Here is a 16,120-nt window from a genome sequence, read left to right as displayed (position 1 = left end):
TTCAACGGAACTTTCGCGGCTAGCAAGCCCCAGGCACGGCAGAGGTGGGGGCAGTCTCGGCCAGTCCGGCCGATGGGGCCGTCAGCCCTTGCGGCGCTCGCCCACTTCGAGCAGGTCGGCCTCGCCATCCAGCATGCGGGCCAGGTCGGCGCGGGCGCGGGCGACGCGGCTTTTCATCGTGCCGATGGGGCAGCAGGCGATCTGGGCCGCTTCCTCGTAGCTGAACCCCGAGGCGCCGACCAGCAGGACGGCCTCGCGCCGCTCGGGCGCCAGCTTCTGCAGGGCTGTCTCCATGTCGCCGAGATGCAGCGGGCCTTCCTGATCGGCCTCCATCACCAGCATCCGCTCCACCGCGCCTTCGTCGAGGTCGGTCTGGCGCTTGCTCTTGCGCAGCTCGGACAAGTAGTGGTTGCGCAGGATCGCGAAAGTCCAGGCGCGCATGTTGGTGCCGGCCGTGTAGCGGTCGCGCGCGGTCCAGGCCTTGATCGCGGCCTCCTGCACGAGGTCGTCCGCGAAATCGGGACGGCCTGACAAGCCGCGGGCGAAGGCGCGCAAATGCGGCAGCACGGTCAGGAGTTCGCGGCGGAACTCGTCGTCCTCGGGCCGGGGAATGCTGGGATCGACGCGCGTTACCGCGGGTTCCTTCGCGGTGCTCGTCGGTTCGGGCGGGGTGGGGGAGTGGGGTGGGCTTTCGGCGCCTGACCGGCCGGGCAAGGAAGCCTTGGCGTCAGGCATCGTCCGCCCCGTCCAGCTTCTTGAGAAGATCCTTGAAGCTGTCCGGAAGCGGTTCGTCCACCACGGAGTTGTAAAGCTTCCTCAACCCTCCGGCCCAGCCCGGTTCGCCGTCCTTGCGGACTTCCGGCGGTAGCCCAGGCGTTGCCGTATCACCCCCTCCAGGGGCGACGCGGCGGTCGGCGCCATGTCCTTCGGATTGATTCAACTTTGACTCCATCGCAACCTGAACACTTGCTTGCTGGCGGGGAGCGGGTCAAGAGTCATGCTGCAACCGCGTTGCAACGCCGTCGATGGCACACCTGATCGCTGTCCTATCGCCGGCAAGGCAACCGAACGTCGTTTTCGTTGGAACAATCGAGGCCTGTCTTGGTTCCCTCTGCTATGAAGTCTTGTCCTGGGCTGGCTTGCGAATGGTCCGGAGCATGGCAATGCTCTTGAGAAGTGATTCGGCTCGGCTGAAATGGCGTGGATTTCCGGTGATTGACCAAGCCCTGCTGGACAGGGTTCAGAAACAGGCGTGGTTCCACAAGTACCCGCGCGGCTGGCCGTTCCTGCTGTTCGTGATCGCCTCGATCACCACGGCGGTTTCGGTCATGGCCATTGAGCGGGCTGATCGCCAGACGCGGCAGGTCGAATTGGACCGCAATCTTACCGAGATCGCTTCGGCGTTGCAGCGCCGCGCCACGGAGAACATCGCGTTGCTGCGCGCCGGGGCGGCGCTCTTCGCGACTCAGGAAAACGTCAGCGCCGGCCAGTTCCGCTCTTTCGCGGAGGACCTTCAGGGCAAGGGCGATCTCTACGGCTCGCTGGGCATGGGCTGGGCGCCGCTGGTGCCCGCCGACCGCCTTTCGAACCTGGAGCTGTCGATCCAGGGCAGCGACCGACCGGACTTCCTGGTCTACCCCCGTCCCGACGTTTCGCGGCGCAATCTGGCGCCGATCGTCTATCTCGAACCCGACGACGGCACGAACCGTGCCGCGCTGGGCTACGACATGCTGTCGGAAGACGTTCGCCGCGCGGCGATGGAGCGGGCGATCAAGCTGGGCAAGCCGGTTGCCTCGGGCAAAGTCCACCTGGTTCAGGACGTCAGCGACAGGAAGCAGACGCCGGGCTTCCTCATCTACATGCCCGTCATCGCGCCGCGCTCCGGCGGGCAGGTGAAGGGCTTCGTGTTCAGCCCGTTCCGCGCCGAGACTTTCCTGGAATCCGCCAGCGAACTCTACCGCAACAACAATATCGACCTCGGTGTCTATGACGGCGCGGTGGAGCCGGAAAAACTCCTGGCCGAACGGCGCACCGAGGGTTCCTCGGGGCCGCAGATGGAGCGCCGGATCGATCTCGGCAGCCATACCTGGGTGGTTGTCATCAGCGACCGCAAGAGCGGCGTGCTGTCGACCGCCTCGCGCATCACCCTGTTCTTCGGTGCGCTCGCCTCGCTGATGGTCATGGCGATCGGCCGGCTGATCACGCGGCGTGCGGCGGAAGACCGCATGGTGCTGGAATGGCTGCAAAGCCAGGCCGCGATCCGCAATTCGCTGACGCGTGAGCTTAACCACCGCGTCAAGAATACCCTTGCCAACGTGCTGTCGATCGCCGCGCTCACCCGGCGGCGGGCCTCAGACATCGACGATTTCACCGAAAGCCTCACCGCCCGCATCCGGGCGCTTTCGGCCACGCACGACTTGCTCTCGCAGTCCGACTGGACTCATGCGATCCTGGGCGATGTCGTCCGCTCCGAACTGGCGCCCTACATGGAGGGCAACGAAAGCCACGTCGAGCTGTCCGGGCCGGAGATCCGCCTGGCCCCCAACGACGCGATGTCGCTGGGCCTGGCCATTCACGAGCTGGCCACCAATGCCGCCAAGTACGGCGCGCTCAGCAGCAGCGGCGGGCGTATTCACGTCAACTGGGTGCTGGTCAGCCCGGATCTGGCCGAACTCGATTGGCGCGAGGAGGGCGGTCCACCCGTGCGCGAACCCGTCAAGCGCGGGTTCGGCCGCGACCTCATCGAGAAGATCGTCGCGCACGAACTCAAGTCCGAAGTGGATCTTCGCTTCAAGCCGGAAGGCGTCGAATGCCGCCTCAAGGTGCCGGTGCGCGCCAGCCGCGAATTCGCGTTGAGGACCGACCGCAAATAGCGCGCGCCGGTACTCCATGTCGTCTTTCGGGATTTTCACCAAAACTTAGGTGAATGCCGGTTAGGATGAACAATCGTTCATCCGGGAGGTGGGACATGGACGCGCGTAGCTGGGATCGACACATCGTCGAAAAGAAGATCGAATGCCGGGACGGGGAAACGGTGGGGAGCGCTTTCCTCTACGACCTGTCGGCCGGTGGCTGCATGCTGGAATTTCCGAAGGACGGACCCGGCAGGGGAACGCGGCTGGAGCTGGATCTCTGCCGCGACCAGCTCGTGCCGGGGGAAGTCGTCTGGCAAGTGGGGGGATGCGCCGGCGTGCGGTTCCTGGCGCCGATCCACGAGGCGGTCGTGCGCCACCTCGGTTTCCAGCCGCCGCCGCTCTCGTTCGACGAGCAAACCCCGCGCGACCGTTTCGGCCGGACTTTGCCGCCGCTGGACGCAGGGGAGCGCAGAAGCGCGCCTCGGGTGTGACGGGCGGATAACCGGCCGGGGCGGGGGACGACTGCCCTTCACCCGAGCTGGTATGGTTCCATGCGTCGAGCCCGTATCAGCGGCCGGAACGCGTCAGCGCCGCGCCGGCCGCTGGGCCGGGCGCGACGCCGAAGTCTGGAACAGGTTCAGCCGAGCGGCTTGCTCGAACCGAAGAACAGCGCCTGGCTGATCGCCGCGCGCACGGTCGCTTCCTGGAAAGGCTTGGTGACGAGGTAAGTCGGCTCCGGACGCTCGCCGGTGAGCAGGCGTTCGGGATAGGCGGTGATGAAGATCACCGGTACGTCGCCGAACTTGAGCAGGTCTTCCACCGCTTCGATGCCCGAGCTGCCATCGGCCAGCTGGATATCGGCCAGCACCAGTCCGGCAGGCGAGCGTTCGAAGATGTCGAGCGCCTGGGCATGGGTGGCGGCAGTGCCGACCACGCGGTGGCCCAGTTCGCTGACGAGGCCTTCGAGCTGCATGGAGATCAGCGGCTCGTCCTCGATGATGAGAACGTCGGTGGTGCTTTCGCTCTCGATCTCGAGGATCGCCTGGGCAACGAGGGCATCGACCTCTTCGGGCGAAACCGCAAGAATGCGGGCAGTATCCTCGCGCGAGAATTCTTCCACCGTGGTCAGCAGCAGGGCCTGGCGATGGGTGGGCGCAATCGTGGCGAGGCGGGTCTGCGCCGCCTGTTCGTGCTGGCCGCTCTCGCCCGAAAGGCCGGGCTCCTCGACATGGCCGGTCGCCCAGATGCGGGTAAAGGCGGCGTAGAGCGCGGCGCGGCTGCGGGCGATATCCTCGCGCAGCAGCTTGTCGGCCAGGGCCGCTTCCAGAGTGGCGCGAACGTAAGTATCGCCCGACTGCTGCGAGCCGGTCAGCGCGCGTGCGTAACGGCGCAGATAGGGCAGCTGCATGGCGATCTGATCAGAGACGGACATTGAAATTCCTCGGATCGTGGGAAGTCATCTTCCTGTGTTCTTCATCGTATCGGTGGCCCGCGCCCCTCCCGACCAGTCATCGATTTCTGACGCCGCAAGGGGTGCAGGGCAACCTCAAAATTTTTCTCCGAAAGCCAGCATTCGCGGGAACCAAGTCGAGGGTCGCTCGTTTGCTCGGTATCACCACTGGCTCCCCCACCCCCCGCAAACCGGTGGTGACCCGATCCCGGAGGCCTTCGTTCACTTTCGAGTGGACGGAGGCCTCAAAGTTTACGGGCCGGCGATGTTCCCAAGATGAACGAAAAAAATTGCACTGGCTGCCGTGGATTTGACCTGCGGTTGCGAGTTGCCGAGCCTGGACCATCGAGGCTGCCAACTCGCGGGTTTCACTGAAGATCGCGCATCCGGCTCGTTCTGTCTTGTATCGAACGTAGAAAACCGTCGCTGCTGCGTGTCTGCGGAACTCTTCGGGAACTTTGTGTGCATTAGTCGCGTTTGCCAATTCGACGGACCATGAAACGTGGTCAGCCAAGGAGGGAACGCAATGTCCGCAGCAACCGAAACCAGCGCCGGCACCGAAACAGTGAAGGCCGTGGCCGTGCCAGTGGCAGCCCTCAGCGACCGGGATTTCAAGCGCGCGCTTGCCGAAGTGGCGCCGCATCTTCGTGCATTCGCCCGCGGCCTCTGCGGTTGCCGCGATCGGGCAGACGACCTTGCCCAGGAAGCCATGCTGCGCGCATGGGCCGCACGCGAGCGTTATGCAGCGGGCACCAACTTCAAGGCCTGGACCTTCACGATCCTGCGCAACCACTTCTATAGCGAAGCCCGCCGCGCCCGCTTCCACGGCGAGTACGACGAACTGGCAGCGGAACGCATCCTGCGCGCCGAAGCCAGCCAGGAAAGCGCTGTCGAACTGGCGGACGTGCTTCGTGCACTCACCGCCATTCCGGAAACCTATCGCGAGGCCCTGATCCTCGTGGCTGCCGGCAATCTTTCCTACGAGGAAATCGCGCGTATCTGCGGCATTGCCCTGGGTACCGTGAAGAGCCGCATCTGCCGCGCCCGCGCGATGCTGTCGAAGGTGATCGAGTCGGGCCAGCTTCCCGATTTCCGCCACAACTTCGTCCTCACCGGCGAAGCAATCGACGCCTTCTTCGCCGAACTGGTGAAGATCGCCAACGTGGACGAACGGGATGCCATCGCAGCCTGACGCCGCAGTGGCCCCCCGGTCGCTTACAACGCGCTCGCTTTCGAGGCCCTCGCTTTCAAGGCCTGAGTCTTTGGGAACAGTGTCTTGGGCGCGATGATACAGGCAGCCGCCAAGATCCTCATCGTCGAAGATGAGTTTCTGGTGGCGCTACAACTCGAAGACATCCTTTCGGACGGCGGCCACGCCGTCCTGGGCACTTTCCCCGATGCCGCCTCCGTGGCGGCATTCGGGGAAGCCCCGGATGTTGCGCTGGTCGATCTCAACTTGCGCGACGGGCTCACCGGCCCGGCCGTGGCGCGCGATCTCGCCCTGCGCTTCGGCGCCCGCGTGATCTACGTCACCGCCAATCCCGGCCAGATCGACAAGCCGGCCCAGACCGCGGTGGGCATCGTCCAGAAGCCGTTTTCGCGGCAGGCTATCCTCTCCGCTATCGCTTACGCGATGGAAGACTGCCCGGACCACGCGCGTCCCGCCGAACTGGAACCGCTGCTTCGCGCCTGATGGGGCTGCTTCCTGCCTGACGGCGGGGATAGTGTATGGTATGGCCGCAAGGCGCGGGACCGTTTCGGTCCCAGGCCTTTTGCAGGGAGCCGACCATGACGCTTCGCCGCTACACTTTCCCCCTTATCGCGCTCGCCGTGCTGACCGGCACCGCGCAGGCGCAAATCCCCAGCCAGATCAATCCTGGCGCCATCGGCAGCTCGGCCTTGCCCGATGTCGCTTCCACTGGCGCAGGCAATGCCGCGGGCGTGCTGAGCTATTGCATGAAGCAGAAGCTGGTGGATTCGGTGGAGGGCAATTCCGTCTTCGGCCAGCTTTCCAAGAAGCCGGAGGTCTCCCAGCAATCGGAGGACTACCAGTCCGGCACTTCGGGCAACCTCATCAGCGCGGGCAAGGCGCCCTATTCTCTGGACAAGGCGCCCAAGTCCGTTCGCAAGACCGTGTGCAACATGGTGCTCAAGCAGTCCCGATCCTTCCTCTGACGCCCTGACTCTTACGGTCGGACACGAGAAGGGGCGCGAAGGGGCTGGCCTTCGCGCCCCCCGGGAGCACTCGGTCGCGCGATCGACGAGGGATTCAGACCGCGCCTACCTCGTGCTCGCCAGCCTTTGACGGATCGATCGTACCGCCGGTCGCCAGCTTGAACAGGCCGGTGATCCCGACGTCCGAAGTCCAGACTTCGGCATCGTCGACCTCGAAACGCAGCATGACGATGGAGGGATCGTCCTTGCCGTTGGGGAACCATGCCTCCACGGCATTGCTCCAATGCTTGTCGCGCACGGCGCGGTCGGTTTCCTCGACCAGTGTGCCGGAAACGCAGGCGAATACATCGTGGCCCTTGGTCATGACCTGGCCCATCGCGCGGCCGCCGGCGCCGATGCGGTTGTCCCGCTTGCAGAAGAACCACACGGCGTGGTGCGCTTCCTTGTCGAGCAGGGCGGTCATCGGCTCGGCATGGCCATGTGCGGCATCGAGCTTGATCATCATGAACGGGCTGGCGGCGAAGGCTTTCCAGAACCTCTCGCGGACGTGGCTTTCCATGGCAGGTCTCCTCCTGGTTGTTAACGAAGCAACGCCGCCAAAGCCCCGGATGTTCCCGTACCGCATGGCGCGTTCGGCGCGTTCGCAAACGCACCGAACGGCGCGGCGGGGCAGGGCCGGCTATTCGCGCTCATCGCCCGGCTTCTGTTCCGCCGCCAGTTGGAGTTCCTTGGGTTTGCGGCTTTCGAAAGTCTTCGCCATCTTCTGTTCGGCTTCGGCCGAGAGTGTCTTCGCGGCCGAAGGGAACATCTCTTCCTCCTCCTCGTCGATGTGATGCAGGTAGCGGTGGCGCATGTCCTTGAACTTCATGAGCCAGGCGCTCGAACTCATGTCGATGTCCAGCAGCTCGCCCAGGAAATCGTCGATCTCCTTGTGCTCCGAAACGGAGTGGCGCGCTTCGTCGCGAAGGTCGGGGCAGGCCAACATCGTCGCATAGAGGGACTCCTCCTCGGCGGCGGCATGGGCCTGGAGTTCCTGGCGCAGCGCTTCGAACAGTTCGCGGCGTTCGGGGCTGTCGCCCTGGGTGTCGCCCAGACGGGCCAGCATGTCGCGGTGGCGGTCGTGGTCCGCCTTGAGATCCTTGAAAATACGGGCATCGGCCATGGTGTCGCTCCTTCCTGGGGCAATTCGTGTTGCCGAAGGAACGGGCGCCCCCGCGTTGCGGTTCCGCAGCGCCTACCGGTGGCCGACAACCTCGCGCCATATCGTGCGTTTTCCTGGGGGAGATGCCCGCAGGCCGAACGGCCCCGAGGCTGACCGATATCGCGACCACAGGATAGATCGATGCCCCGTCTGACATTTGCCGAAGAAACGGAGCCCGGCATCAGCCGCAAGCCGGTGAAGGGCGGCAAGATCGTCAGATGGGCCTATTTCGACCCCGATGGAGACCGCATCAAGGACCGAGACGAGATCGACCGGCTCAATCGCATCGCCCTGCCGCCCGCTTATGTCGACTGCTGGTTCTCCGCCGATCCCGAGGCGCATCTCCTGGCGACCGGCTTCGATGCGCGGGGGCGCAAGCAATATCGCTACCATCCCGACTGGCGCGCCGACCGCGACGCGCGCAAGTTCGACCGCTGCGCCGCTTTCGGCGAGGCGCTGCCCGGCCTGCGCCAGCGCGTGGCCGAGGATCTCGCCCTGTCGCGCCTCTGCCGGGAGCGGGCGATCGCCTCGGTCGTGGCCTTGCTGGACAGTGCGGCGATCCGCATCGGCAACGAGCGCTACGCCGAACAGAACCGCAGTTTCGGCGCGACGACGCTGCGGGGTCGGCACGCGACGGTGAAAGGACGCACGCTGAAGCTGCGGTTCCGCGCCAAGCACGGCAAGCTGCGCGAGGTCATGTCCAGCGACCGCGCGGTGGTGGCCTGCGTGCGCAAGATGCAGGACCTGCCGGGGCAGCATCTGTTCCAGTATCTCGATGAGGAGGGCTGCGCTTGTCCCGTGGGTTCGCAGGATGTGAACGATTACCTGCACGAAACCATGGGCGATGATTTTTCGGCCAAGGATTTCCGCACGTTCGCAGCCAGTGCCCTGGCCTTTGCCCGGATCTGGCAGGAGCCGGACGTGACACTCAAGGGCCTGCTGGAGGACGTGGCGGAGCATCTCGGCAATACGCCGGCGATCGCCCGCAAGTCCTACGTCCATCCAGCGCTGATCGCTTTCGTGCGCGCAAGCGATCCGGTGCCGAAGCTGCCGTCCGAACTCCCGCGCCGAACCCGGTGGCTCGCGCGCGAGGAACGGGGATTGATGGCCTTTCTCGAAGCCGCGCCGCCGGCGGCAAGCTGGGGTTAGTGCCCGAGAAGGTCAGGTCTGGAGAGACGGAGCAAGTGCCTATGCCCGATCCCCTTACCCTTCGTGCAGCCGGGCGATGGCCGCGCGCACTTCGCGTTCGCCGTAAGGCTTGGTGACTACGGGCACGCCCTTGAACAGCCCGGACATCAGCGATCGCTCGCCATAGCCGCTGGCGAAGATGAAGGGCACGCCGCGCTCCGCAAGCGCCTGCGCCACCGGCTCGCTGGTTTCCCGGCCAAGATTGACGTCGAGCATGGCGAAGGAGACTTCCCCGGTCTCGATCAGCGCCATGGCCGGCTGGATCGAACCGGCCACGCGGCAGTCCTGGAAGCCTATGTCCCGCAGCAGGTCCTCCGCTTCCATGGCGATGATGATGTTGTCTTCCACCACCAGGGCGATGCCGTTCTGGAGCGCGCCGGTGAGGTCCGCGCCGTCCGCAGGTGCGGGCGCGGGGCGCAGTTCGGACGGGCTGGGCGTCTCGAAGCTGGCGACATGGTCCGCGGGCAGGAGGAACAGAGCCTTCATCCCCTCCCTGGGGTAGATCACCGAGGCGGATCCGCCCAGTTCGTGCGGGATAGTGCGCTCGATGATGGTGGAGCCGAAGCCGCGCCGGGTGGGCGTGGCGACGGGCGGACCGCCGGCTTCGCGCCAGTCGATCTCCAGCGAGCCGTCGTCGCCGCGGTCGAGCGTGACCGTCACGGTCCCGCGCGGATCCGACAGGGCGCCGTACTTGCACGAATTGGTCATCAGCTCATGGAACACCAGCGCCAGCGTCGTGAAGGCGCTGGGTGCGACCAGCGCGTCGGGGCCGTCGATCACCACGCGGTCGGCGCTGTCGCCGGCATAAGCGGCGGTCTCGGTACGAATGAGGTCGTAGATCGAGGACGGCGTCCAGTCCTTCTGCGTCACCTGGTCGTGCGCGCGGGCGAGGGCGTGGATGCGGCTGCCGACGATATCGGCGAATTCGTCGATCGTCGCGGCGCCCTCCTTGCTCTGCGCCACCAGGCCGCGGATCAGGTTGAGGATATTGCGCACGCGGTGGTTCAGCTCCGCGATCAGCATGTCCTGCTGGCGGGTGGCCTGCTCACGCTCGACATGGGCGGCATCGGACAGACGCAGCACGACTTCGAGCAGGGTGATGCGCAAGGCTTCGGCGGCGAGAACTTCTTCCTCGGCCCAGGGCAGGGAGAAGCCGCGGCGTTCCTCCTTCCAGATCTCGAAGCTCTTGCGCGGCGTCAGGCGCGCGCCGTTGGGGCCGAGCTCGACCGCCTTTTCCGGGTTTCCGGCCCATTTGACCTCGCGTACCTGCTCCTGGCGGAACAGGACGATGTAGTCGCGCGGGGAGCGACTGACCGGCAGCGCCAGCAGGCCCGCGGCCTTGTCCAGCCATTCGCGGGCAGGCTCGAAGACTGCGCCGATGGAATCGGTGGACCAGATCGTGCTGGCGCCGGCGGTGTTGAGGAAGCGGGCGAGTTCGGCGAACTGCTGCTCGCCGGGCGCGGCGCCGTGGCTCATGAAGCGTCCGTCCACCCAGCCGATCGCGCCGTCGAAGGGGATCACGCGGCCGATCGATTCCGAGAAGTCCTCGAAAGCCTCCAGCAGCGACCCGCCACCCGCGACCCGCGACATCATCTCGTCGTGAAGCCGCATCGAGGCTGCGCGCTGTTCCAGCGCGAAGTCGGATTCCTTCTGCTCCAGCAGATAGGCGAAGAACTCGCCGAACAGCTCGCTGGCGGTGCGGACCGAGTAGGACAGACGCAGCGGCGAGTAGTGATGGCAGGCCATCAGCCCCCAGAGCTTGCCGCGCCGCATGATCGAAACCGACATCGATGCCTTCACGCCCATGTTGCGCAGGTATTCGATGTGGATCGGCGAAACCGCGCGCAGGCCCGACATGGACAAGTCGAGCGGGTCGCCATTGGGGTCGGTCACCGGATGGATCGCCACGGTGGGATCGTCGATGTCGCTGATGATGCGCAGCAGGTTGCGGGTGTAGAGCCGGCGTGCCTGCGCGGGAATGTCGGATGCGGGGAAGTGCTGGCCTTTGAAGCTGTCGACCATGCCGTTCAGGCTTTCGGCGATCACTTCGCCTGCGCCGTCGTTCTCGAAGCGGTAGACCATCACCCGGTCGAACCCGGTCAGCCCGCGCAAGTGGCGGGCGGCGTTGGTGCAGAGCTGCTCGATGGAGGTGGCCTGGCGCAGCCGGTCGATCATCGGGCGCACATAGCTCACGAAGTCGCGGCGGCGGCCGCCTTCGTGCGGCTCGATCTCCAGCACGTAGGACCGGCCGGAGACATGGATCGCCATGTCGAACAGGCGGCCATCGCCGCGCAGGTCCACTTCGAAGACGCGCTCCACCGCGCTCGCCCCGCCCAGCACCTGCAGGCGCGAGCGGATGTCGTGCATGGCGGCGGGGGACAGGAACTGCATGGCCGGCAGACCGACCAGTTCACGCGGCGCGATGCCGAACAGCTCCGCGCAGTTGAGCGAGACGTGGTTGATGATCCAGTCGCTGGAGAACGACAGGAGCCATCCGAAGCTCTGGATACGGCCGATGACGTGGATCGGTTCGAGATCGCAGGTGGTGAGGTCGACCTTGGGCATGTCGTCAGCCACGAACATCGCCTTCCGGTGCCGGAGCCGCGCCTTGCGCAAGATCGAAGGCCTGCGCGAAAGTGGCGAAGGCACTGCGGGCGGCCGAGACCGCCGCCTGGCCCTCCAGGGTCCCGGCGCGCTGCGCCTTGAGCCAGGGCACCAGCGCCTTCCACAGGCCGTGGCCTGCCTCGTCCTCCATGTAGCGAGAGGGCGTGCCATGCGCGCGCCCCCAGTAGCCTTCGCGGCGGATCACCGTCATGCCCAGCCGCGAACCGGCGACGACATAGCAGGTGCCTGCGGCTCCGGCATCGGTGGCTCCGGCATCAGGGGCTGGCGCACCGCGTGCCGCGTCGTCAGGCATGGGGAGCGCCGCAAGGCGTGCGGCGTCCATGCCCAGTTCGGCAAGGTCGGCCCGCAGCATGGCGGGATAGTCCGGGATGGACTGGCCCAGCACCGTCTCCGCGAAGTGGCGGACGACGGGGAACAGCGGCGCAAGGCCGATGGCATGGGCGGCCAGGAAGCGCGCCTGCTCTTCGCGGCGGCTCAGGTCGAGCGAGCCGAAAGCACTGTCGAGCCCTTCGTGAGCCGGAGCGGTGGCGCCGCGCAGGGCAGCCAGCAGGTCGGCTTCTTGGGCAGTCAGGTCCTCGGTCCGCATCAATTCGTTCGCCTAAAAGGAAATATCTACAAGCACTTGGTTCAGGATGCGCGGGCGTTGCCCGGGCGCGCCTGCATACGGGACGTGCTTAAGCACAAGGATGCCCCGACGCGCCAGCATTTGTGCGCCTCGCGCCTTTGCCCCGCCCTTTTGTCCTGGCACATCCCGTCCCAACACCCCGTGCCCCGCGCATCTTGCGAGGCATCACAACTCCGGCGCCGGAGAAATGTTCCTCCGTAACGCTTTAACGGCCCGGCACCCCTGCGTCTGTTCACTTCTGTACGCGGCCCAAGGGAACCGCAAGCGGCCAGCCGCATTACTGGCCTTAAGGCGCGGGAGAATATGGTGAGTTATATCAGGGAGCCGATGAAAATGGCCGTCCAGCCGGGCCACGAGCAGAGCGATCTTCTCGCTGCCCTGAGGCCGGCGGATTTTGCCCTGCTCGAACCCCACCTGGCCGAAGTGCAGATGCGGCCCGGCGAAGTGATCTACCAGCCGGGAGACCCGGTCGATTACTGCTTCCTGCCGCGCGGCGGCGCGATCTGCTCCTATTTCGTCGAACTGGACAGCGGCATCTCGGTGGAGACGATCCTGGTGGGCCGCGAAGGCGCGCTGGGCGGGGTGGTGAGCCACGGCAGCCTGCCGGCATATGCGCGCGCCAACGTGCTTCACGGCGGCCTGTTCTGGCGCATCCCCACGCGCCAGCTCGATGACGTGAAAAGCCGCTCCCCGTCGGTCGCCAGCTTGTTCGCGCGCTATGCGGACTGCGTCATGGCGCAAGTGTTCCAGTCGATCGCCTGCAACGCGGTCCACACCATCGAGGAGCGCGCGGCCAAGTGGCTGATCGCCGCGGTGGACCGGATCGGCCGCAACGACGTGACGATGACCCAGGAACAGCTCGCCTCGATGATGGGGATCGGGCGCAGCTATGCCAGCCGCGTGCTCCAGCGCTTCAAGCGCGAGGGGCTGGTGCGGACCCGGCGCGGCGGGATCCATGTCGCGGACCGTGAAAGCCTGAGCGAGAAGGCCTGTTCGTGCAACGAGCACGTTGCCGCGCATTTCGAGAAAGTGCTGGGCGGGGTCTACCCGAAAGAGGACTGAGCGCGAAAGAGAATGGCTTGTCCGCCGCGCCGGTGATCCCCCAAGAAATACCGCAATCGCCTCCGTAATCGAGCAAAGTTGCCGGCGTTCTGCTGCAACACGGAGTCATGTCGTGAAATAGACATCGAAGTGACATCGAATTTGCGCTCAATTGCCATGAAGCGCTCTTAGCTACCCCTGTGCGAATGTCACAAGAACAGGGGCACACCATGACTGAAGGGCTTCCCGCCAACGGCTATACCGATGGCGATGTCGATACGAATCCAACTACCGAGCGCTCGCTGGAGAGCATGGCCGCGGAGCGTTACTCGCGCCGCCAGGCCCTGTTCCGCGGTGCCGGCGCCACGACCATGGCCTTCATGGGTACGGCCCTGCTGGCCGCCTGCGGCGATGACGACAACGAAAACACCGTTTCGGTCAGCGCCGGCGCCAATGCCGCGACCAGCGCCGGCCGCGTCGTCACGCTGACCGGCACGCCCGAGAACGGCTTCGGCGGCTTTGCCACCGGCTGGGCCCAGACGTCCGGCACCGCCGTGACCCTCACCGGCACCGGCTCCACCGTCAGCTTCCTCGCCCCGGCCGTGAGCGCCGCCAGCGATCTGGTCTTCACGTTCTCGGCCACCAGCGTGACCGGCGAAGTGCGCACCGCCACCACCACCGTGCGCGTCTCGCCGGCGGTGCTCGGCTTTGCCGCCGTCGCTCATAGCCTGGAAGACAGCGTCAAGGTGCCCTCGGGCTATTCGGTCACCGTGATGACCCGCCTTGGCGACCCGCTCGCCACCGGTGTTTCGGCTTATGCCAACGACGGTTCGGACAGCAACTTCGCCCAGCGCATCGGCGATCACGGCGACGCGCTGCACTTCTTCGGCCTCTCGGCCGCCGGCGGACGCGACGATGCCAGCTCGACCCGCGGTCTCATGGTGCAGAACCACGAGAACCTGAACGTCCAGTACCTCCATCCGAACGGCCCCACGAACGTTTCCACCGGCCCGCGCCCGGCTGCCGAAGCGCTCAAGGAAATCGAGGCCCACGGCGTCTCGGTGTCGGAATATGTCGATGCCGGAAGCCGCAAGTGGTCCTACGTGCCCACCGGCAGCTTCAATCGCCGCATCACCCCGAACACGCCGATGAGCTTCCACGGTCCGGCAGCCGGTTCGGCGATGCTGGTCACGGCTTACTCGACCAATGGGTCGATCGGCCGCGGCACCATCAACAACTGCGCCAACGGCATCACGCCCTGGGCCACCAACCTCACGTGCGAGGAAAACTGGGCCGGCTACTTCCGCCGCGACGCAGCGGACGACGCCAAGCGCAGCGTTCGCGAAATGACCGCGCTTGCCCGTTTCGGCGTCACCAGCCGCACCGGCAGCTATGCCTGGTCGTTCGCCGATTCGGCCGACTCGATCTACACCAAGTGGAATGCGACCATCATCGGCGCCAGCGCGGCCGAAGACTATCGCAACGAGCCCAACCAGTACGGCTGGGTGGTCGAGATCGATCCCTACGATCCCAAATCGACCCCGCGCAAGCGCACGGCACTGGGCCGCTGCGGCCATGAAGGCGCCTTCGTTCGCGCCGTCGATGGCCAGAAGCTGGGCGTCTACATGGGCGACGACTCGCGCCGCGAATACCTCTACAAGTTCGTGTCCTCGGCCACTTACGCCGCAGCCGACGCCGCCACGACCAGCCGCCTGGCCATGGGCGACAAGTACCTTGACGCCGGCACGCTCTACGTCGCCAAGTTCAATGCCGACGGTTCCGGCCAGTGGCTGCCCATGGTCTTCGGTTCGGTGCCGAACCGTGCGGCCGTGGGCACGACCCCGGAATATGTCTTCGCCGACCAGGCCGACATTCTCGTCAACACCCGCCTGGCCGCCGACGCGCTCGGCGCCACGCCGATGGACCGTCCGGAATGGACTGCCGGCAACCCGGTGACCGGTGAGATCTACCTCACCCTCACCAACAACAATGCCGCCGGCCGTCCGCTCACCGGCACCGACGCTGCCAACCCGCGCCACTACAACGACCCGAAGGGTTCGTCGAACACCGCGCAGTACGGCAACCCCAACGGCCACATCGTCCGCCTGCGCGAAGACGGCGACACCACGGCCGCGCTCACCTTCAAGTGGGACATCTACCTGTTCGGCGCGGATGCCGCCGACGCAGGGGCCAACGTCAACATCTCGGGCCTGACTGCCGACAACGACTTCTCCAGCCCGGACGGTTGCTACTTCTCGCGCGCAACCAATGCGGCAGGCCAGTTCAATCCGGTGCTCTGGATCGAAACGGACGACGGCGCGATGACCGATCGCACCAACTGCATGCTGCTGGCGGCCATTCCCGGCCATGTCGGAGACGGCGGCGCGAAAACGATCACCAACACCGGCTCCACCGGCGCCACCGCCACCCAGGCGACCATCGTTGGCGCGGCAGCGACCGCAGCGAACCTGCGCCGCTTCCTCGTCGGACCGGTCCAGTGCGAGATCACCGGCATCGACATGACGCCGGACGGCCGCACGCTCTTCGTCGGCATCCAGCACCCGGGCGAGGACGGCACCCCGGCCGCACCGTCGAGCCACTGGCCCGACAGCCAGACGGGCGCGGCGGCTGCCACCGTGCGTCCGCGCTCGGCGATCGTTGCGATCACCAAGGATGACGGAGGCGTTATCGCTCTGTGAGCGATGATGGGGGCGCTATCGCGCTCTGATCGAAATCCGTTAGCGATCGAGGGGGAGGGGACGCAGCGCGTCTCCTCCTCTTTTCGTTCAGGGGCGCGTCGGTCGTATCGCCCCGGCGTTGCGCCGAGGGGATACTGCCGCTGGAACTGGTGCCCGCGATGGCTTAATGAACAGTCCTGTTGATAACAGGAGAGGCCGCGTGAAAGAGACGGGCAAGCCGCAATATGGCAACGGGCAAGCAAGCACCAAGACCACGCTGAC

General features: G+C 65.9%; 15 protein-coding genes. 8 read left to right on the top strand and 7 right to left on the bottom strand.

Annotation, left to right across the window (positions count from 1 at the left end; genetic code table 11):
• Positions 1-81: 81 nt before the first annotated feature.
• Both AB4Z00_RS01240 and AB4Z00_RS01235 read right to left on the bottom strand, forming a co-directional pair.
• Positions 82-735: a sigma-70 family RNA polymerase sigma factor gene (locus AB4Z00_RS01240; protein WP_243654006.1), complete on the bottom strand. Its 654-nt coding sequence runs from the start codon at positions 733-735 to the stop codon at positions 82-84.
• Positions 728-940, bottom strand: a complete 213-nt coding sequence (locus AB4Z00_RS01235) for a NepR family anti-sigma factor (protein ID WP_132261800.1) — start codon at positions 938-940, stop codon at positions 728-730. The genes AB4Z00_RS01240 and AB4Z00_RS01235 overlap by 8 nt, the downstream gene beginning before the upstream one ends.
• A 271-nt stretch (positions 941-1,211) precedes the next feature.
• Here AB4Z00_RS01235 and AB4Z00_RS01230 point away from each other — a divergent pair, with 271 nt between their 5' ends.
• A complete protein-coding gene (locus tag AB4Z00_RS01230; RefSeq protein ID WP_132261802.1) occupies positions 1,212-2,873 on the top strand; it encodes a CHASE domain-containing protein in 1,662 nt (553 codons plus the stop codon).
• Positions 2,874-2,968: 95 nt separating this feature from the next.
• Positions 2,969-3,346, top strand: coding sequence for a PilZ domain-containing protein (locus AB4Z00_RS01225; RefSeq protein ID WP_314463706.1), 378 nt, complete (start codon positions 2,969-2,971; stop codon positions 3,344-3,346).
• A 146-nt stretch (positions 3,347-3,492) separates the two neighbouring features.
• Here the strand turns inward: AB4Z00_RS01225 and AB4Z00_RS01220 are convergent, their stop codons facing one another.
• On the bottom strand, positions 3,493-4,287 hold the full coding sequence (locus AB4Z00_RS01220; protein ID WP_132261806.1) for a response regulator: 795 nt from the start codon (positions 4,285-4,287) through the stop codon (positions 3,493-3,495).
• Positions 4,288-4,831: 544 nt separating this feature from the next.
• Here AB4Z00_RS01220 and AB4Z00_RS01215 point away from each other — a divergent pair.
• From AB4Z00_RS01215 to AB4Z00_RS01205, 3 genes are all read left to right on the top strand, one after another.
• Positions 4,832-5,497, top strand: a complete 666-nt coding sequence (locus AB4Z00_RS01215; protein ID WP_243654007.1) for a sigma-70 family RNA polymerase sigma factor — start codon at positions 4,832-4,834, stop codon at positions 5,495-5,497.
• A 93-nt stretch (positions 5,498-5,590) separates the two neighbouring features.
• On the top strand, positions 5,591-5,998 hold the full coding sequence (locus AB4Z00_RS01210) for a response regulator (protein ID WP_134095096.1): 408 nt from the start codon (positions 5,591-5,593) through the stop codon (positions 5,996-5,998).
• Positions 5,999-6,093: 95 nt separating this feature from the next.
• Complete coding sequence (locus AB4Z00_RS01205; protein ID WP_431568697.1) at positions 6,094-6,480, top strand: DUF2501 domain-containing protein; 387 nt, start codon at positions 6,094-6,096, stop codon at positions 6,478-6,480.
• A 94-nt stretch (positions 6,481-6,574) separates the two neighbouring features.
• On the opposite strand, the gene AB4Z00_RS01200 is transcribed toward AB4Z00_RS01205, so the two are convergent.
• Positions 6,575-7,039, bottom strand: a complete 465-nt coding sequence (locus AB4Z00_RS01200; RefSeq protein ID WP_134095094.1) for a pyridoxamine 5'-phosphate oxidase family protein — start codon at positions 7,037-7,039, stop codon at positions 6,575-6,577.
• A gap of 120 nt (positions 7,040-7,159) precedes the next feature.
• Complete coding sequence (locus AB4Z00_RS01195) at positions 7,160-7,642, bottom strand: hemerythrin domain-containing protein (RefSeq protein WP_442044538.1); 483 nt, start codon at positions 7,640-7,642, stop codon at positions 7,160-7,162.
• 180 nt (positions 7,643-7,822) lie between these two features.
• On the opposite strand from AB4Z00_RS01195, the gene AB4Z00_RS01190 reads away from it, so the two are divergent.
• Positions 7,823-8,830: a DNA topoisomerase IB gene (locus AB4Z00_RS01190; RefSeq protein WP_442044536.1), complete on the top strand. Its 1,008-nt coding sequence runs from the start codon at positions 7,823-7,825 to the stop codon at positions 8,828-8,830.
• 54 nt (positions 8,831-8,884) lie between these two features.
• Here AB4Z00_RS01190 and AB4Z00_RS01185 read toward each other — a convergent pair whose 3' ends face one another.
• Together AB4Z00_RS01185 and AB4Z00_RS01180 are read right to left on the bottom strand one after the other, a co-directional pair.
• Complete coding sequence (locus AB4Z00_RS01185) at positions 8,885-11,446, bottom strand: HWE histidine kinase domain-containing protein (RefSeq protein WP_442044534.1); 2,562 nt, start codon at positions 11,444-11,446, stop codon at positions 8,885-8,887.
• Entirely contained in the window at positions 11,439-12,080 is a 642-nt protein-coding gene (locus AB4Z00_RS01180) for a biliverdin-producing heme oxygenase (RefSeq protein WP_442044532.1), read from the bottom strand. The genes AB4Z00_RS01185 and AB4Z00_RS01180 overlap by 8 nt, the downstream gene beginning before the upstream one ends.
• Positions 12,081-12,425: 345 nt before the next feature.
• Between AB4Z00_RS01180 and AB4Z00_RS01175 the strand changes: the two genes are divergently transcribed.
• Complete coding sequence (locus tag AB4Z00_RS01175) at positions 12,426-13,181, top strand: Crp/Fnr family transcriptional regulator (protein ID WP_442044530.1); 756 nt, start codon at positions 12,426-12,428, stop codon at positions 13,179-13,181.
• A 209-nt stretch (positions 13,182-13,390) separates the two neighbouring features.
• A complete protein-coding gene (locus tag AB4Z00_RS01170) occupies positions 13,391-15,859 on the top strand; it encodes a PhoX family protein (RefSeq protein ID WP_132261820.1) in 2,469 nt (822 codons plus the stop codon).
• Positions 15,860-16,120: the final 261 nt, after the last annotated feature.

The sequence above is a fragment of the Novosphingobium sp. YAF33 genome (assembly GCF_052113265.1).
In the GTDB taxonomy this organism is placed as follows: Bacteria; Pseudomonadota; Alphaproteobacteria; order Sphingomonadales; family Sphingomonadaceae; genus Novosphingobium.
This window is presented reverse-complemented; position numbering and strand designations above follow the sequence as displayed.